The organism is Marinobacter sp. V032, assembly GCF_052645435.1.
Genome location: NZ_JBQXYE010000001.1, coordinates 801765 through 817190, shown reverse-complemented (window position 1 = coordinate 817190; position 15426 = coordinate 801765). Strand labels below are relative to the sequence as shown.

Below are 15426 nucleotides of genomic sequence, written 5' to 3'. Positions count from 1 at the left end.
TCCTTAGCTGACTGTTCCGGTGAAACGACCTTCTGTAACACCCAGGCTGACGCTTGCCACGGGTTCCCGTGCAGCCAGCTTCTCCAGAAGCGCAAGCGATACGGGAGGCAACAGCTCCCCTTCAATAATGGACTCCAGCATCCGCGCCCCGTTTTCGCTGCGGGTTGCGCGGCTGCGAATGGCTTCCACCAGACCGTCTTCCAGTGTGACCACGGTGCGATAGCGGTCACGGATCTGATCCGCCAGCCGTTCGAGCTTGTCACCCACGATACGGTTCAGCGTGTCTTCGCCCAGCGGCAGATAAGGCACCGTTTCCATACGGGCCAGCAGTGCCGGTTTGAAGAAATCCGCCAGTATCGGATAGAGGTCATCGTCCAGCGCGGCGGCGTCGAATTCACCTTCCTGTTCCGCGTGATGCACGATGGCCTGGTAGCCGAGGTTGGAGGTCATAAAGAAGACCACGTTCTGGCAGTTGATCAGCCGGCCTTCGCCGTCCGCCAGTTCGCCCTTGTCGAACGCCTGATAGAACAGGTTCAGTACTTCCGGATGCGCCTTTTCCACTTCATCCAGCAGCACGATGGAATACGGCTTCTGACGAATCGCTTCGGTCAGGATGCCGCCTTCACCAAAGCCCACGTAGCCCGGCGGTGAACCGATCAGGCGCGAGACGGTGTGCTTCTCCTGATACTCCGACATATTGATGGTGGTCAGGAACTGGCGACCGCCGTACAGCAGCTCGGCCAGTTGCACCACGGTTTCGGTCTTGCCGACACCGCTGGGGCCTACCAGCAGGAAAGCGCCCATTGGCCGGCCCGGACGACGCAGGTCGGCGCGAGCGGTCAGCAGATGCTGATGCAGGGCATGAATAGCCGGATCCTGACCTTTGATATGGGCCTGCAGATGCGTGGGCAGATGAGTGATTTTCTGCAGCTCATCGGCGGTCATGCGATTGACCGGAATACCGGTCCAGTCAGCGATAACCTCGGCGATCTGACGGGTATCCACCAACGCATGGACCAGCGGCTCATCGGCTTGCAACTGCTCAAGCTCCTGCGCCAGTGCACCGGCTTCTGCACGCAGTGTTTCAGCATCTTTCGGTGCTTCTTCACTGTCAGCTGTCGTGGTTTCGCTGTCGTCAGCAATGACGTCTTCCGCGCCGTCGAACAGCGACGGTTGTGCGTCTTCCGGCGCCAGCAACTGCTCGCGAACGGCAATCAGTTTTGCCACCAGTTCCCGCTGGGTTTCCCAGCGCTCTTCCAGTGCCTCGGCTTCTTCCTGAAGCATATCCACATTGCCGGCGACGGCTTGCAGACGCTCATCATCAGCGCCCTGCCCGAGTTGCTGCTGACGGCTGAGCAGGTCCTGCTCCATTTTCAGCTGGTGCAATTCGCTGCGAACGTGACTCAGCCGGCGTGGCGGTGTAGTCAGATTGAGACTGACCCGTGCCGATGCGGTATCGAGCACGTCGATCGCCTTGTCCGGTAACTGACGACCGGCGATATAGCGTGCAGACAGTTCGGCGGCGGCTTTCAGCGCAGAATCATCAATCAGTACCTGATGGGCATTCTCATACACCGGGCGCAGACCGCGCAGGATATGAACCGCCTGTTCGGTGGTCGGCTCGCCCAGGGCAACGGGCTGGAAGCGACGGCTCAGGGCCGGATCTTTCTCGAAATACTTTTTGTATTCGCGCCAGGTAGTGGCGGCAATTGTGCGCAGCTCGCCTCGAGCCAGTGCCGGCTTCAGCAGGTTGGCCGCATCGGAACCACCTTCGCTGTTACCGGCACCGATCAGGGTATGCGCTTCGTCAATAAACAGAATAATTGGCGTTGGTGAGTCTTTCACCGCTTCAATCACGCCTTTAAGGCGCTTCTCGAATTCGCCTTTCACGGAAGCGCCAGCCTGCAGGGCGCCCAGATCCAGCGCCCAAAGCTCAACACTGTGCAGCCGTTCCGGCACATCACCGGCGACAATGCGCAGGGCCAGCCCTTCAACAACGGCGCTTTTGCCAACACCGGCATCACCGACGACGATCGGGTTATTTTTGCGGCGACGGCAGAGGATATCGATCATCTGGTCGATTTCCGGATCGCGGCACAGTACCGGATCAAATTTCTCTTCCCGTGCCAGACGGGTGAAATCCGTTGCGTAACGGGTCAGCATCGAGCCTTCACCGGCATTGGCTGCCTGTGGCGCACTCTGGCTGGCGCTCTCAACCGGGGTTTCCAGCGAGCCGCGAGTCACGCTGTCGAAGGCTTTGCGCAGGTGCTCGCGATTCAGCTCAACCAGCAACCGGCTGACTTGCGGCATCAGGTAACGATCCACATTCATCAACAGGGCAAGGAAAATGACCCCGGAGCGCAATTCGCGGTGACCAAACTCGGCAGACGCCAGCAGCCAGGCATCCTGAATCAGCTCAATCAGCAGCGGCGAAAATGACGGATACGGCTCCGCACTCTGCAGCTCGCCGTTCAGGCTTTCACCCAGCACCGGCTGCAACTGAAACGGATCAACACCCGCATTATCCAGCATCTGGCGAATATCCGAGTAAGGCGTTTCCAGCAGTTTAAAGAGCAGGTGCGCCGGTGTGATTTCGGCACCCTGGCGGGATATGCACAATGCCGCCGAGGCTTCCATGCCCTCGCGACAGACTTCATTGAGGCGCCCAATCAGCGCAGGTAGTTCGACCCGAAGCACAGTGATCTCCTTATTTCGGGAGTTGATCCAGTACGCTGAGCACATCCCTGATGCGGTCATCCAGCGCTATTGAGTAAAGCGTGTAAATCGTCGCCATTGCGCCGACAAACAGACCAAACATTCCCCACAGGGGCAGCCCGTTGCGGAACCGGTTGCGAGCCGGTGTAACATTGTCCAGTGCGTGGCCAAGGGTGTTACTGTCAGGCTCGCCCCGGAAATGTTCGATCTGGCTGTACAGGCCGGCGATAATCCGTTCGTATTCTTCACGTCCGTTATCCATCACCTTGTAGCGTCCCTCGAAACCGAGGCACAGCGACAGGTAGATAAACTCGAGCATGTCCCGGTAACGCTCGGGCTCCTGCTCCATCCGTGACAGGATGGCGAATACCTTTTCACCACCCCAGGTTTCGTTGTGAAAACGGGACAACAGAGAGGTCTGTGACCAGATGCTGTGGGCGCCCCAATCGGTGCCCAGCACAGCTTCATCAATGAACGCACACAACACGTACCGGTAGGCCACAACCGTTGGGCGCTCATAGCCCTGCTCGATCAGCTCCCGGTCAATATCGGTGATTTCATCGACAACCTGCTGATAGAGCGACATCACCTGATTGAAGTCCGCCAGCCTACGCACACGGATCACCAAACCCAGTAACGGCGTTGCGGCGTCTACCAGACGATTGCCTTCGAAGCCTCGCAGCTGGAAGGTTTCATCGGCGGTACCCCGTGATGCTTCCGCGGGCTCATCAAACAGGTATTGGCTGAATGCATCCTCATTCCGTGGCGCTTCCATTACGCTTGCCTCTGGCATGTTCTAGCTCCTGATTGCCCAGAATTGCATTTCAATGCCCGGGAATTCGCCGGCCACGTGGAAGGCGAAACCGCTGCCGTTCTCCAGCATCTGCCATGCCTGACTGCGGGCATCGAGCTGGAAGTAGGTAAATCCGGCGTGGTAAGGCAACTGACGCGGTGCCACCGGCAGCGCCACCAACGGGATACCTGGCAGCTGCAGGCTGATCAGATCGCGAATCTTCTCGACCGATGCCACCTTGCACTGCTGGGTAAACTGCTTGCGCAGATCGTCGGTCGGCATGTCGGCGCGCACCGCAAGAATGAACTCCGCCTGACCAATCAGCTGGGTATCCTGGATCGGCGCGACCGTGAGGCCGTACTGGCGTTGCTGCAACTGGATCGCCATTGCACGTGGCTCCAGCACTGTGCTCAGGGACTGACGCAATACCTGCATCAGGGGCGCGAATGACGCCTCCGGCAGATCGTGATCGTAGGCGGTGTATTCCTGCGGCAAACGGTTTTCGTCGGTAAAAGTCACCAGCTCGCCACACAGTTCCAGCAAGGCTTCGTAGAGCCGCTCCGGATGCAACTGCCGCAGACGGGCCAGGTGCATAAACCGTGGATGCGCGCGGTTGAGCATCTGCAGCAACATGAAATCCGATACGTCCGCGACACCGCCCTGATTGGGGGAGCCGACACGTTCCGCAATATTACGAGCACGTTCACGCATCAAACCGGCCATTTCACCGACAAACCGCTGAAGCTTGGGCGCCGCACGGACGCTGACCATGGTCGGAATAAAGCTCGGGTCCATGACCAGGCTGCCATCTGGACGTTTTTCCAGAATCCGGCCTATGGCTAACGTGGCGTACGCGCTGCGATCATCCCGCTCCAGCATCAGCCGAGGATTGACCTTGGCGACATCAATCGCATGGGCATCGCCGTCGATTGAGTGAAGATCGCGAATTTCTGCCGTTTGCGAACGGAAGCGGCCTGATACGCCGGATTCCGGCCACTCGACTTCCGCCAGACTCTCGGTGCCCAGCGGCAGTGCCAGGTAGACCACCTGATTGGCAACCGAGGCATCAGTGATTTCCATCGGCGCCGGCATGACATCTTCTTCCGGCAGGCTGAAACGGGTGCCGTCGGGGAACAACCCGTGCGCCCGAACCAGACCGATACGCCCAAAGGTCAGATACTCTTCGTTCAACTGCAGATCGCTGAAGCCATAGAGAAAATCAGACACGGCCTGGGCGCGTTCGTTGATCTGGTGCTCCAGATAACGCTGCTGCTGCTGAAAGTGCTGCGGTTTGATGAACAGGCCATCACTCCACACCACGCGGTTATGTACTGACATGATTAATCATCCGCCTTCTGCATGATCACATCGCGATCACGCAGGTTAATCAGGATGTGATACCGGCCGCCGATCGGATCGACCTTGACCACTTTTTTCCACTGGGACTGGTTGGGATAGGCGTAAAAGGCGATGACACCAACATAACGTGTATCGGAATCCAGCTCGGCTGACTCGATATATTTATACTGGCCCGGCAGCATGGTGTAGTCGCTGTGGTCGATGTAGTTGTTACCCAGCGAGTCTTCCAGTTCGGTCAGCAGCTGATCGAAATCCGCCGCCATGATCCGCGAACTGTCTTCCATCTCGATCACCTGGAAGTTGATCGGTGTGGGCTGCATGGCTTCGTTAGGGTTCACATCCGGCTCTGCCAGAATGGTAAGGTCCATGGTGCTCGGCAGATCCTCCGGCTCACCAACCGGAATATCAGGGTTCCAGAGTACTTTCGCAGTCTTGGTGACAGCGTTGTAAGGCGTACTGCAGCCGGCAAGGCCCAGCACAACACACAGCAAGATCCATTTGCGATAATTCACAGCATCGACTCCCTTTGTAGCTGACGTAAATGATGATCGTAGGCCTGTTCAAACACTTCCTCGAAGAGCCGCTCAAAGCCGCGTTGGCGACTGGAACTCAGCTCGTCGTAGTAGTGTTGATACATTTCCCAGGCCCAGGCAGGTTCGCTTTCGCCGGTTTGCAGCCCGCGGCGGTAACCGTGGAAACGGCGCAGCAGGTTGTCCGGTGAAAAGGCCCTCAGAATGGCATCCAATGCCTCGCTGATGGCGGCCTGGGTGGCCTGTTGGTGATGTCGCAACCCGGTCAGGCTTTCGGTGACTGCCGCAGGGGCAGACAGATGCACCGGGCTACGCTCGCTGGCAAACAGGGTCTGCATGGCGGCTTCGTAGTCCTGACCCAATCGTAACGGGTTGTCTTCAATCGGCTGCAGGCGTGTACGCAATGCCTGGTGCCGGGTATCTTCGTTCTGGTGCAGGTCGAGCAGGCCCGCCACTGTCGCTTTCAGCGTCTGGCCCGCTTCTTCCAGAAACAGCCGCATATCATCGCTATCCTGAAAGCTCAGATCGGTCTCCATCCCCCGCAGCAGCGGCGCGCCACTGATGTGCTTGCGGCTATGCTCGTCGTATTCATGATCTGCCGGTACAGACGCCATCGTTCCCTGATGCTCCGACATGGGTTTTCTCCCTCCGTTTAGAACTGGCAATCCCAGCGCCACATCACGGTCATCGCGACCGTCTTCCCGGGACGCCGGTTTACCGCCGCGCCACTGCGGGTTGTCCGCGAGCAGGCGGCTGGTTTCGTCTTCCTTTTGTTCCGGTTTAACCGGACGTGGATCAATGCCTTCCAGCGGATCACGCTGCTCCCGCTCACTGATAGCCGGCTGCAGGCCGGTCAGCGGATCGGTACGCACAATGCCATCGGTATTACCCTGATGCAGCTCGCCTTCGCTCAGGTGCATCATCGAATGATCGTCTTGCTCGCCTGCAAGCTGAGATGAACCGGCATCTGTGGCCGAAAACATCCGCGCCTGCACCTGATAGCGGCCGAGCCGGATAATGTCACCTTCTGACAGGCGGGCCCGTCGCCCCCGACCGACCGGCAGGCTGGCACTGTTGATATAGGTACGCCCGGAGCGGTCAATCAGGCAGTACTCGCCGTCAATAAAGCGAATTTCTGCATGGCCTGAGACCACGCCGGTGCGGTGCGGCGACAGCTTCCAGGTATCGCTCGCAGCCGAGCCGATGGAGCCGCCCCTGGTGCTGAATTCACACTGGATGTCAGCACCACCGGAGACTTCCCGGGGATTGCTGATGGTCAGTTTCAGACTGTGTTGCTGGGCTGCCGACATGATGATTACCGCCTGATCTGAATGCGAACGGGTTGTTGAGGCTCACCCGCTACTGGATTTACGAATGAGTTCCAACCGAGACGCACGTCTGCGCCCAACTGAATCGGGAAGACATCCTCCGGCCGAATGACCAGCTCAAGGTCGTAAGCGAGTTGTTCGCGCATGGTGAATTCCACCAGCTTGACCAGCTTGCTGTGATCTCGGCCATTGGGCAGAAAATCAGCAAAGCGCTCACGGGTCAGCTCCTTCAATCGGAGGATGAATTTGCCGCTGCGGTCACGGATACGTGAGCCAATCAAGGTGTCTTCCCCCAATCGGGCATTGTTGCCGCCCAAACGGGTTTGCTGGTCTTCCGGGATATCCACTTTGCGCAGCACCCAGGGCTCGATTTCCACGTCAGCAAGATCGAAACAGTGGGCGACAATACCGCTGACCACTTCCGGCGACCGGCTGCGGCCGGCCATCAGCCCGGCATAGGCCATCATCTTCGACCAGTTGATTGGGGTGTCGCCCCGCAGGTCACGGTCGCCCAGACCTACCAGCGAAAAGATATGTTCCGAGAACGCATCTGTCGCACCCGGCTGAAACCGCACGTAATAGCGATACTTGCGCCATACCCGATGAAACAGCGTGACCAGCCGGTGATTGAAGAAATCCAGAAAGTAGCGGCGAATACCGGTGTTCTGACCTTGTTCCCAGGCCAGATCTTCCAGGTAGTAACCCGGCAGAGGCGACTGCGAGCCGTGCAGCCCGAGGAAGCTGACTTCCATCTGATAAGGCGCGTATTCGTGCTCTGGCAACACCGCTGACAGCACATCGCTACCGGGAAAGCCAAGGCTCGCCGTCGATGAGAAGCGGATACGCTCATTCTGCGGTGCTTCATCCGTCGATCGCTCGAGGTCGTCCCCGTGCAGGCGATGGATAAGATCAACCAGCTGAAAAAAACTGTAGCGGCGCGCATCCCCGAGAACGGGCTGCAGGCCGACTACATCAGGGGCTGCTGCCCGGTCTGCAACGTCCATGTATACCGTTCCTGGTTTTCCGAATTCACCACATCCAATAGGTGAAATGCATTGATGCTTGCGTATAGCGCAAAGAACTGACTGAGCACCGTGCCAAACAGGTAGAGATCGCCTTCCGAGGCAAACGCTGATTGATCCAGTGTCAGTGTCGATTGAATACCCCGCACCGGCAGACCGCGATACATCCGATCAACCGGCTTGGTCTCAATCCCGGATATGCCGGCAAGCCGCTGCTGGGATACCCGTTCGGCCTGGCGATCCACCAGTGCCTTGAAGTCATAGACCCGCAGCACAGAGCGCAACGCGTCCACATCCAGCAGCGAGAGATAGTTCAGTGACAGGTTTGACACCAGAGTCCACTGCAAACTGCCATCCAGCGTCGGGCGCAATGTCGGCGTCGGCCGGGTTACGTTCCGGAACGAGGCAAACGCGGGCGTACTTTGGGTCGCTTCACAAATATCGCCCACCGCCAGCTGTGCCGGCAGTTGCCGGTTGGTGCAGGTCAATGTCAGCGAGATCGCTTCATTCTGGTTGAGGCAGGTGCTTTCATCCCCGCGCACAAACGAAATGAAGTGATCAAAGCCATCACCGCGCACACTGTCTTTCACCCGCATGCGGTAATACAGTGCCGTACGGTCGTGATCGCGCTCGATCTGGTGTTGAAAACTCTCGAATGCGTTGTAGATGCGCGGTTCGCCACGCGGTCGGCCGGGACTGCTGTCCAGCCAGCCTTCTACCTGATCCACGCTGAAAATTTCATAGTGAGACGCAAACCGGCTCGACGGCTGCATCCGGTATTCGGTCTGACGGCCATTGAGATCAATGGGATCCGCCTCATGCTCGAACAGGTTGATCGCCGGCGCGCAGTACAATTGAAAGCTGTCTTCACGCACCTTGGCATCCGGCGGTAATGTCCGGTTAAAGCGGAATTTGATCTTCAGCTCGTCAGCCTGCACATTCGGCAGCAACCGACCGAGACCGGTCAGATCAATAAAGTGGAATGCCTCGGGAAAGCTGAGGTATTCCTGCAAAATCCGGTAGCCCGGGTAGGCGTTCTTGGGGTAAGGCAGCAAGCCTTCATCCTTACCGAAACCGACCGGCTTGAGGCAGTCTTTTGGCAGCGACAGGGTCACGCCGTTGACTTCCATTTCGGCACGGGTCAGGCAATGATTGAGCCACAGGTAAAGCGTCTGGGCGGTATAGGCATCACCTCCCAGGTACAGACGCAGGCTGTCCAGCCCAAGCTCGGACAACGGCTGATCCGTATGCAGTGCCAATGTCAGCGTGACCGTCGATACTTCGCGGGAATGCTCGGCACTGGCCTCGGCCATGGTCATCGGGTACATTTCGATATCACGGCATGTACGAAAACGGCATTGGGTGGCGCCCCGGCGGTCACCCACCGGCCGGCTACGAACCTCAGTGTGACGCGCAATGGTCTGGCGCTCACTGATGGCATGTAGCTGGGGATCAAATCGCATAATCGTTGTGCTGGGCACCGGCCGCAAATAGTTGGGCCAGAGCATGTTCAGCAACGAATGCGTCAGCTCCGGAAATTCGTCCTCGACTTTCTCCCGCAATTTACCGGTCAGGAACGCGAAGCCTTCCAACAGGCGCTCCACATCCGGATCGGTACTCTGCTCTGACAGGAAGCGCGTCAGCTGAGGATGTGCCTCAGCAAACTCACGCCCCTGCAGACGAAGAAAGTTAAGTTCGTCTCGATAGAATCTGTTTAACTTCACGACGTTACACCACGCGATAATAGCGTCTGTCGTCCAACAGAAGGTCAATCGTGGCTCGGTCTTCCGAGGAGTCTACGCGCAGGTGTACCGTCACCTGGAAGCGCAGCTGCAAAGGGTCTGGCCCCTCTGGCAATGCCACTACATCCACCCTTTTTACCCGGGGTTCGTAGTTTTCAATGCATTGCCGGATCGCGCTGCGAATCCTGATGTTCAGATCCTGGGTCCCGAGGGTGGCATCGTTGAAGTCCACCAGCCCTAAAGCCGGTGCACTGGGACTGCTACCCGGATGGGTATTGAGCAGTCTGACCAGATGCCGCTTGATGGAATCCACTACATTGGTGAACTCGCCCATCGCTGTCCCTGCGGGCTGGGCAGCCCGTTCGAGTCGCTCGAACAGACTGCCCCCGTTGACCTGAACACCGTCGTCGACGGCATCCCAGTCCACGCGTTACTCCTTGTCCAGACGACCGACCAGCGAAAGCTCGAAGTTGGCACCCATGTATTTGAAGTGCGGACGGACCGCAAGCGACACCTGATACCAGCCCGGATCGCCCTCGACTTCAGAGACGGTCACCTGCGCTGCGCGCAGTGGGCGACGGCTACGGACGTCTGCCGGCGGGTTTTCCTGATCGGCCACATACTGCTTGATCCAGGTATTGAGCTCGCGTTCCAGATCCTGGCGTTCTTTCCATGAACCGATCTGTTCGCGCTGCAGTACCTTGATGTAGTGGGCCAGGCGGTTGACGATAAACATATACGGCAGCTGGGTACCCAGCTTGTAGTTCGTCTCGGCCTCTTTGCCTTCTTTGGTATTCGGGAACTGCTTGGGCTTTTGCACCGAGTTGGCCGAGAAGAAAGCGGCGTTGTCGCTGTCTTTACGCATGGTCAGTGCAATGAAGCCTTCGTCAGCCATTTCAAATTCGCGACGGTCAGTGACCAGCACTTCTGTCGGAATCTTGGCTTCCAGCTGACCGAACGACTCGAACATGTGAACCGGCAGATCTTCAACCGCGCCACCACTTTGCGGGCCGATAATGTTCGGGCACCAGCGGTACTTGGCAAAGCTGTCAGTCAGGCGCGTGGCCAGCAGATAGGCTGTGTTGCCCCAAAGGTAATTGGAGTGATCACCGCTGACATCTTCCTTGTAGTTGAACGCCCGCACCGGGTTTTCGACCGGATCATATGGGGTACGCAACAGGAAGCGAGGTGCGGTCAGGCCCAAGTAGCGCGCATCTTCGGACTCGCGCAATGAACGCCACTTGGCGTAGCGCGGGCCTTCAAAGACGGCTTTGAGCTCCTTGATAGCAGGCAGCTCCTGGAAGCTATCGACACCAAAGAAGGTAGGCGCAACTGATGACAGGAAAGGCGCGTGCGCCATGGCACCAACTGATGACACATACTGCAGCAGTTTCATGTCAGGTGTGGACGGCGTAAACGCATAGTTGCCGACGATGGCGCCAACAGGCTCACCACCAAACTGGCCGTAACCGGTGGCGTAGATGTGCTTGTAGAAGCCACTCTGGGTGACATCCGGCGCAAATTCGAAATCTTCCAGCAATTCTGCCTTGGTGGCATGCAGGATATCCACTTTGATGTTCTCGCGGAAATCAGTGCGATCGACCATCAGCTTGAGGCCACGCCAGGAAGATTCCAGCTCCTGCAGCTCGGGTGCGTGGAGCACCTCGTCCATTTGAGCGCTGATTTTGCGGTCAAGTTCGACCACCATCTGGTCGACCAGCGCCTTGTTGACCGGCTGGCCTTTCTCGTCGCTGTTCAGCAGATTGGAGATGAAAGTTGCCACACCACGACGCGCAACATCATAGCCTTCGTCGGCCGGCTTCATCCGGCTGTTGGCCATAACCTGGTCGAGTAGCGAACCCTCAGCAGTAGATTCAGAGGCAGCAGATTGCTGCACGGCTGTATCAGACATACCACATCCCTTCAGTACGTTTGTGTTTTCGGTTAAAGGCGTCCCGGACTCACCGCTTCATGCAGTCAGTCAGGCGAAATCCAGCTCGTGATCAGTCTTTCGAGGGCTCGTCGCCACTGCTGACCAGATCCAGTTCTGCGAGCAGTTTTTCGCGCGCATCGTCGTTATCGAGCATTTCCTGGAGTTTCGAACGGAAAGACGGCACGTTGCCCAGCGGACCTTTCAAAGCAACCAGGGCTTCACGCAACTCAATCAGCTTGCGCAGCTCAGGCACCTGACGGGCCACACTGTCCGGAGCGAAATCTTCGAGACCTTTGAATTCGAGATTGACCGGCAAATCATCTGCGTTATCTTCCAGACGATTGGAAACCGTTGTAGACAGACTCAGACCGGCTTCTTTCATCACCGATTTGAAGTTGTTCTTGTCAACGGAAATACTTTTGCGGTCTTCGAGGGGGGTTTCTTCAGCTTGTCCCTTAAAGTCACCAACGACGAACATCTTCAGCGGCAATTCCATTTCTGCCTGCTGATCGCCTGTGGCGGGAACATACTTGATATTGATGCGCTCTTTAGGCGCGACAGAGCCGTCCTTAGACATGATTACTCCCTTAATCCCAGTTTAACGTTGTTCAATCCTTTGAGCGCATCATCCTGATACGCCATTCAACCCGAGCAACTTTACACACGAGCTCAAGTGCCCTCAAGCAAAAAATCGCCAATTTTTGATCATTTTTCAATCTGTGGGCGAATTATTGCCAGCTGGCACCATTATTATTCCAACAAATCAAAACGTTGCCAGCAACTAGGTAAATACCGGCTCCGTAGTATCCTTTAAGTAGTTTCCGAGAGCTTATCGACGCTTCGGAGTCCACGCCCAGATCATCTCGATTTCGATCGGTTCCTGGTTATCAGCATCGTGGATCTTCACCTGAATTGCGGCCTCGCCTTTGTCTTCTGTTTTCATCCGGGCTTGCTGCTCAGGCGTTACCGAGGCTTCAACCCGCATGTCACCGCGGGCACGGCGCGTATAATCAGCACGCATGGTTTTGATCACCGGCACCTTGTCATCCGGCACATTCAGGCCAACCAGGAAACCGGTGGCCGATTCGGCCAGCAGCAATGACGCCACCGCGTGAACACCGCCAATGTGATTCTGTACCCGGCGCTTATTCGCGATACTGATTACACTGTGGTGCTCGTCCAGCGCCTCGATCCGGATGCCCGTGGTACCGGTGAAAGGTACAGCCTTTCCGAAAAACAGCGATAGCGCACGGGAACGAGCAAAGTCAGGCAACTGGTTGATCCGGTTTACGATACCGTGAAGCCGGTTATTGGCAGGCATTTTAAATCTCCGAAGTAGTTGGAAGCGGCAAGAATATAGGATCTCCACAGGAATAGGAAAGCCGACGACTGGCCCAGTCTGGCATGACGTATTTCTGCGCGGGACGGTATACTGGGCGCACGTTATTTTTTTGCAAATCAAAGCAACCACAGGGAATAACCATGAGTGATCTGAAGACTCGCTTCGACGAAGCCGTGAATTACATCCAGACAGCGGAAGGCGATTTCCAGCCTTCAAACGAGCTCAAGCTGGAGTTCTACGGCCTCTACAAACAGGCTACCGAAGGCGATGTCAGCGGCAAGAAGCCGGGCATGATGGACTTCGTCAACCGCGCAAAATACAGCGCCTGGGAGTCGTATAAGGGCCTGTCTAACGATGACGCGATGCAGCGTTACATCGACAAACTGGAAGGACTGAAGAACCAGTAACTCCGGCCCAGGGTCCGGCCTGGCACCTGCGCCTCCGGACCCGCTCTTTGACGAAATCCCACACTTTTGCCGCTTTATAGTGCCTCCTTCAAACGTTTGTCATAGAATGCCGCCACTCTAATAACAAGAAATCCACAGGAAAGACGTCCCATGAGCATGACCGAAGCACTGGAGCAGAGCCAGTCCGGCCTGTTATCGCGTGTCTATCACGCTATCCATTCGCGTAAACTCAACCAGCGTACCGAGCAAACCTATCTTCACTGGATCAGTCGCTTTCTGGTTTTTCATGACCTGAAGGATCCGGACAATCTGGGAACGGAAGATACGGTGCAATTTTTCGGTTATCTGCAGACCCGCCTGCGCGTCTCGCGGGCGCGGATGAATCAGGCCAGGCAGGCCCTGCACTTTTTATACGAGGATGTGCTGGAGCGGCGCGCCGATAGCACGGCGACCAGTTGATGCATCGAGGTTTTTGGAAGGCTTGCCGGGATTCAGCGATCCCTTAGACTGGTCGCCTGGGCTTCGTAGGTGCGATTTTCAGGCGGCCGGATTACATAGTTGTTGCCAAAGGTCTGGCCCGGCACGCTTCTCGGTGAGCTGAACTTGATTTCAACAGGTATCTCATTGCGGCCAAGGTCAGTGCGCTCATCACGAGGTTGAAGCGCCAGCGGATCCAGGTAGTAATCATCATCCGGCTGGGTCACGGGGCGAGCCGGCACCCCAGCGGCCGGGGCTGCCAGACCGCCTTCAATGACAGTATTCGCCAGGGCATCCTGATCCATCGCCTCGAAGGGAATGGTGTGCATGGTCGAACGCTCGTCGTAGCTGAACACAGCCTGTTTGTCGCCGTCAGCTGACTGCGCCCACGCGCCACCGGACACAAGCCCCAAGCTCAATGCAAGACAGAGCAGATGCTTGTGATACACACGTTCAGTGGGCGAAGAATACATGGCCGGATCCCTGGAAACTTTTCGGTTTAAATAACGCCGATTGAAATAACGCTGCAAATGCAGCCGTTATTGAACAGTTTATCGCCAATTAAAGCAGTAGTTTTAACTATTCTCCAGAGTTGTGACGCTCATCACTACACCCCAGAACCCGTCCCGAACCCCGTCTGCACAGCATGCCAGCGGAAGTAAACGGCTCATCTGATAGACTGAGCCCCTTTATTTCACCTGACACTCAGGAACCGGATTCGCATGCGAGCAAAGCTGATCACCCGGGAAGGGTTTAACGCCCTGCAGAAAGAACTGGACTATCTTTGGCGGGAACATCGCCCCGAGGTCACAAAAAAGGTGCAATGGGCCGCCAGCCTGGGCGACCGAAGCGAAAATGCCGACTACCAGTACAACAAGAAGCTGCTACGTGAAATTGATAGGCGAGTACGCTATCTGCGCCGCTGCCTTGCTGACCTGAAAGTTGTGGACTACGGATCGGAACAGGAAGGCCGCGTATTTTTCGGCGCCTGGGTGGAGGTCGAAAACGATGCGGGCGAGAGCCGGCGCTTCCGTATCGTGGGTTACGACGAAATCTTCGACCGTAAAGACTATATCTCCATCGATACGCCGATGGCCCGGGCCTTATTACGCAAGGAAGTGGACGATGAAGCCGTCGTTGAGACCCCGAATGGCCAGGTCACCTGGTTAATCACCGCTATCGAATACATCTCCTGACGCCCACGTTTTCTGCAGACATAAAAAAACCCCGCAAAGGCGGGGTTAAGGCTAGCGCTGTGCTGGAGGGAACAATGATTTAACCGGCAGTGTTGCCGCGTCAGATCACTGTCTTACTCGACAGTACCTATTCTCCACACATGGCGTTACCTGATAGTGGCCATCCAATTACACTTTATTCAGGTATCTGTTTTCCGCTGAACGCGCGATAATTAGGTTGAGCATTCTAGACAGGCAACCTAGAGTGCCCCTCAAACTGATGCGCATTCGCTCTGTCATGTCATACCGTCCGGAGCGCGCAAACTCTCCATACTGAGGTGTTGAAAATGAACAGCAAGGCATTGCTAGATGTTGCTCTGAAGGGGCTGGACTCGGTTGGTTATCAGCTTGATAGCCTGGGCATTACCAGCAAAATCAACCGCCACACGCTGATTGCGTACGCCATGGCTGAACAGAAGCATCTTGAAGGCGAATGGGACAGCTTGCAGGCTCGTTACGGCAGCCAGATTCAGCGCGTTGAAAAAATTGTAAACCGTTTTCGCGGCAACGCCGCTCGCAGCTGAACCCGATTTCAGACTACTC

Annotated in this window: 16 protein-coding genes; 4 read left to right on the top strand and 12 right to left on the bottom strand. The window is 56.7% G+C overall.

Annotated features, from left to right (window positions below):
• Nucleotides 1–3: 3 nt before the first annotated feature.
• The 11 genes from tssH to ACUN9X_RS03730 all read right to left on the bottom strand — a co-directional run bounded on the left by tssH (nt 4) and on the right by ACUN9X_RS03730 (nt 12743).
• Entirely contained in the window at nt 4–2697 is a 2694-nt protein-coding gene (gene tssH, locus ACUN9X_RS03780) for a type VI secretion system ATPase TssH (protein WP_445472220.1), read from the bottom strand.
• 10 nt (nt 2698–2707) lie between these two features.
• Nucleotides 2708–3508 (bottom strand): type IVB secretion system protein IcmH/DotU, encoded by an 801-nt coding sequence (icmH, locus tag ACUN9X_RS03775; protein WP_445472219.1) that lies wholly within the window; start codon nt 3506–3508, stop codon nt 2708–2710.
• Between the two features lie 3 nt (nt 3509–3511).
• Complete coding sequence (tssK, locus tag ACUN9X_RS03770) at nt 3512–4846, bottom strand: type VI secretion system baseplate subunit TssK (RefSeq protein ID WP_260038545.1); 1335 nt, start codon at nt 4844–4846, stop codon at nt 3512–3514.
• Nucleotides 4847–4848: 2 nt separating this feature from the next.
• On the bottom strand, nt 4849–5379 hold the full coding sequence (gene tssJ, locus ACUN9X_RS03765; protein WP_445472218.1) for a type VI secretion system lipoprotein TssJ: 531 nt from the start codon (nt 5377–5379) through the stop codon (nt 4849–4851).
• Nucleotides 5376–6707, bottom strand: coding sequence for a type VI secretion system-associated FHA domain protein TagH (gene tagH / locus ACUN9X_RS03760; RefSeq protein WP_445472217.1), 1332 nt, complete (start codon nt 6705–6707; stop codon nt 5376–5378). The genes tssJ and tagH overlap by 4 nt, the downstream gene beginning before the upstream one ends.
• Nucleotides 6708–6712: 5 nt before the next feature.
• Entirely contained in the window at nt 6713–7729 is a 1017-nt protein-coding gene (gene tssG / locus ACUN9X_RS03755; RefSeq protein WP_260038550.1) for a type VI secretion system baseplate subunit TssG, read from the bottom strand.
• Nucleotides 7693–9471, bottom strand: a complete 1779-nt coding sequence (tssF, locus tag ACUN9X_RS03750) for a type VI secretion system baseplate subunit TssF (protein WP_260038552.1) — start codon at nt 9469–9471, stop codon at nt 7693–7695. The genes tssG and tssF overlap by 37 nt, the downstream gene beginning before the upstream one ends.
• A gap of 4 nt (nt 9472–9475) precedes the next feature.
• Nucleotides 9476–9916 (bottom strand): type VI secretion system baseplate subunit TssE, encoded by a 441-nt coding sequence (gene tssE / locus ACUN9X_RS03745; RefSeq protein WP_260038553.1) that lies wholly within the window; start codon nt 9914–9916, stop codon nt 9476–9478.
• Between the two features lie 3 nt (nt 9917–9919).
• Entirely contained in the window at nt 9920–11401 is a 1482-nt protein-coding gene (gene tssC / locus ACUN9X_RS03740) for a type VI secretion system contractile sheath large subunit (protein WP_260038554.1), read from the bottom strand.
• A gap of 91 nt (nt 11402–11492) precedes the next feature.
• Complete coding sequence (tssB, locus tag ACUN9X_RS03735) at nt 11493–11999, bottom strand: type VI secretion system contractile sheath small subunit (RefSeq protein WP_260038555.1); 507 nt, start codon at nt 11997–11999, stop codon at nt 11493–11495.
• A gap of 252 nt (nt 12000–12251) precedes the next feature.
• Nucleotides 12252–12743: a DUF4442 domain-containing protein gene (locus ACUN9X_RS03730; protein WP_260038556.1), complete on the bottom strand. Its 492-nt coding sequence runs from the start codon at nt 12741–12743 to the stop codon at nt 12252–12254.
• 161 nt (nt 12744–12904) lie between these two features.
• Here ACUN9X_RS03730 and ACUN9X_RS03725 point away from each other — a divergent pair, with 161 nt between their 5' ends.
• Both ACUN9X_RS03725 and ACUN9X_RS03720 read left to right on the top strand, forming a co-directional pair.
• The gene (locus tag ACUN9X_RS03725) at nt 12905–13171 is read left to right on the top strand and encodes an acyl-CoA-binding protein (RefSeq protein ID WP_260038557.1); all 267 of its coding nucleotides are present in this window, start codon (nt 12905–12907) and stop codon (nt 13169–13171) included.
• A gap of 150 nt (nt 13172–13321) precedes the next feature.
• Complete coding sequence (locus ACUN9X_RS03720; RefSeq protein ID WP_260038558.1) at nt 13322–13630, top strand: site-specific integrase; 309 nt, start codon at nt 13322–13324, stop codon at nt 13628–13630.
• Nucleotides 13631–13662: 32 nt separating this feature from the next.
• Here ACUN9X_RS03720 and ACUN9X_RS03715 read toward each other — a convergent pair whose 3' ends face one another.
• Entirely contained in the window at nt 13663–14121 is a 459-nt protein-coding gene (locus ACUN9X_RS03715) for a hypothetical protein (RefSeq protein ID WP_260038559.1), read from the bottom strand.
• 249 nt (nt 14122–14370) lie between these two features.
• Between ACUN9X_RS03715 and greB the strand changes: the two genes are divergently transcribed.
• A complete protein-coding gene (greB, locus tag ACUN9X_RS03710; protein ID WP_445472216.1) occupies nt 14371–14844 on the top strand; it encodes a transcription elongation factor GreB in 474 nt (157 codons plus the stop codon).
• A 326-nt stretch (nt 14845–15170) separates the two neighbouring features.
• Nucleotides 15171–15407, top strand: a complete 237-nt coding sequence (locus tag ACUN9X_RS03705; protein WP_260038562.1) for a hypothetical protein — start codon at nt 15171–15173, stop codon at nt 15405–15407.
• The last annotated feature ends 19 nt before the right edge of the window (nt 15408–15426 follow it).

Bases quoted from the DNA above. Each gene is read 5' to 3' on its own strand.
- icmH (WP_445472219.1), bottom strand. From the start codon at position 3,508: ATGCCAGAGGCAAGCGTAATGGAAGCGCCACGGAATGAGGATGCATTC.
- tssK (WP_260038545.1), bottom strand. From the start codon at position 4,846: ATGTCAGTACATAACCGCGTGGTGTGGAGTGATGGCCTGTTCATCAAA.
- tagH (WP_445472217.1), bottom strand. From the start codon at position 6,707: ATGTCGGCAGCCCAGCAACACAGTCTGAAACTGACCATCAGCAATCCC.
- tssG (WP_260038550.1), bottom strand. From the start codon at position 7,729: ATGGACGTTGCAGACCGGGCAGCAGCCCCTGATGTAGTCGGCCTGCAG.
- tssC (WP_260038554.1), bottom strand. From the start codon at position 11,401: ATGTCTGATACAGCCGTGCAGCAATCTGCTGCCTCTGAATCTACTGCT.
- tssB (WP_260038555.1), bottom strand. From the start codon at position 11,999: ATGTCTAAGGACGGCTCTGTCGCGCCTAAAGAGCGCATCAATATCAAG.
- ACUN9X_RS03730 (WP_260038556.1), bottom strand. From the start codon at position 12,743: ATGCCTGCCAATAACCGGCTTCACGGTATCGTAAACCGGATCAACCAG.
- ACUN9X_RS03725 (WP_260038557.1), top strand. From the start codon at position 12,905: ATGAGTGATCTGAAGACTCGCTTCGACGAAGCCGTGAATTACATCCAG.
- ACUN9X_RS03720 (WP_260038558.1), top strand. From the start codon at position 13,322: ATGAGCATGACCGAAGCACTGGAGCAGAGCCAGTCCGGCCTGTTATCG.
- ACUN9X_RS03715 (WP_260038559.1), bottom strand. From the start codon at position 14,121: ATGTATTCTTCGCCCACTGAACGTGTGTATCACAAGCATCTGCTCTGT.
- greB (WP_445472216.1), top strand. From the start codon at position 14,371: ATGCGAGCAAAGCTGATCACCCGGGAAGGGTTTAACGCCCTGCAGAAA.
- ACUN9X_RS03705 (WP_260038562.1), top strand. From the start codon at position 15,171: ATGAACAGCAAGGCATTGCTAGATGTTGCTCTGAAGGGGCTGGACTCG.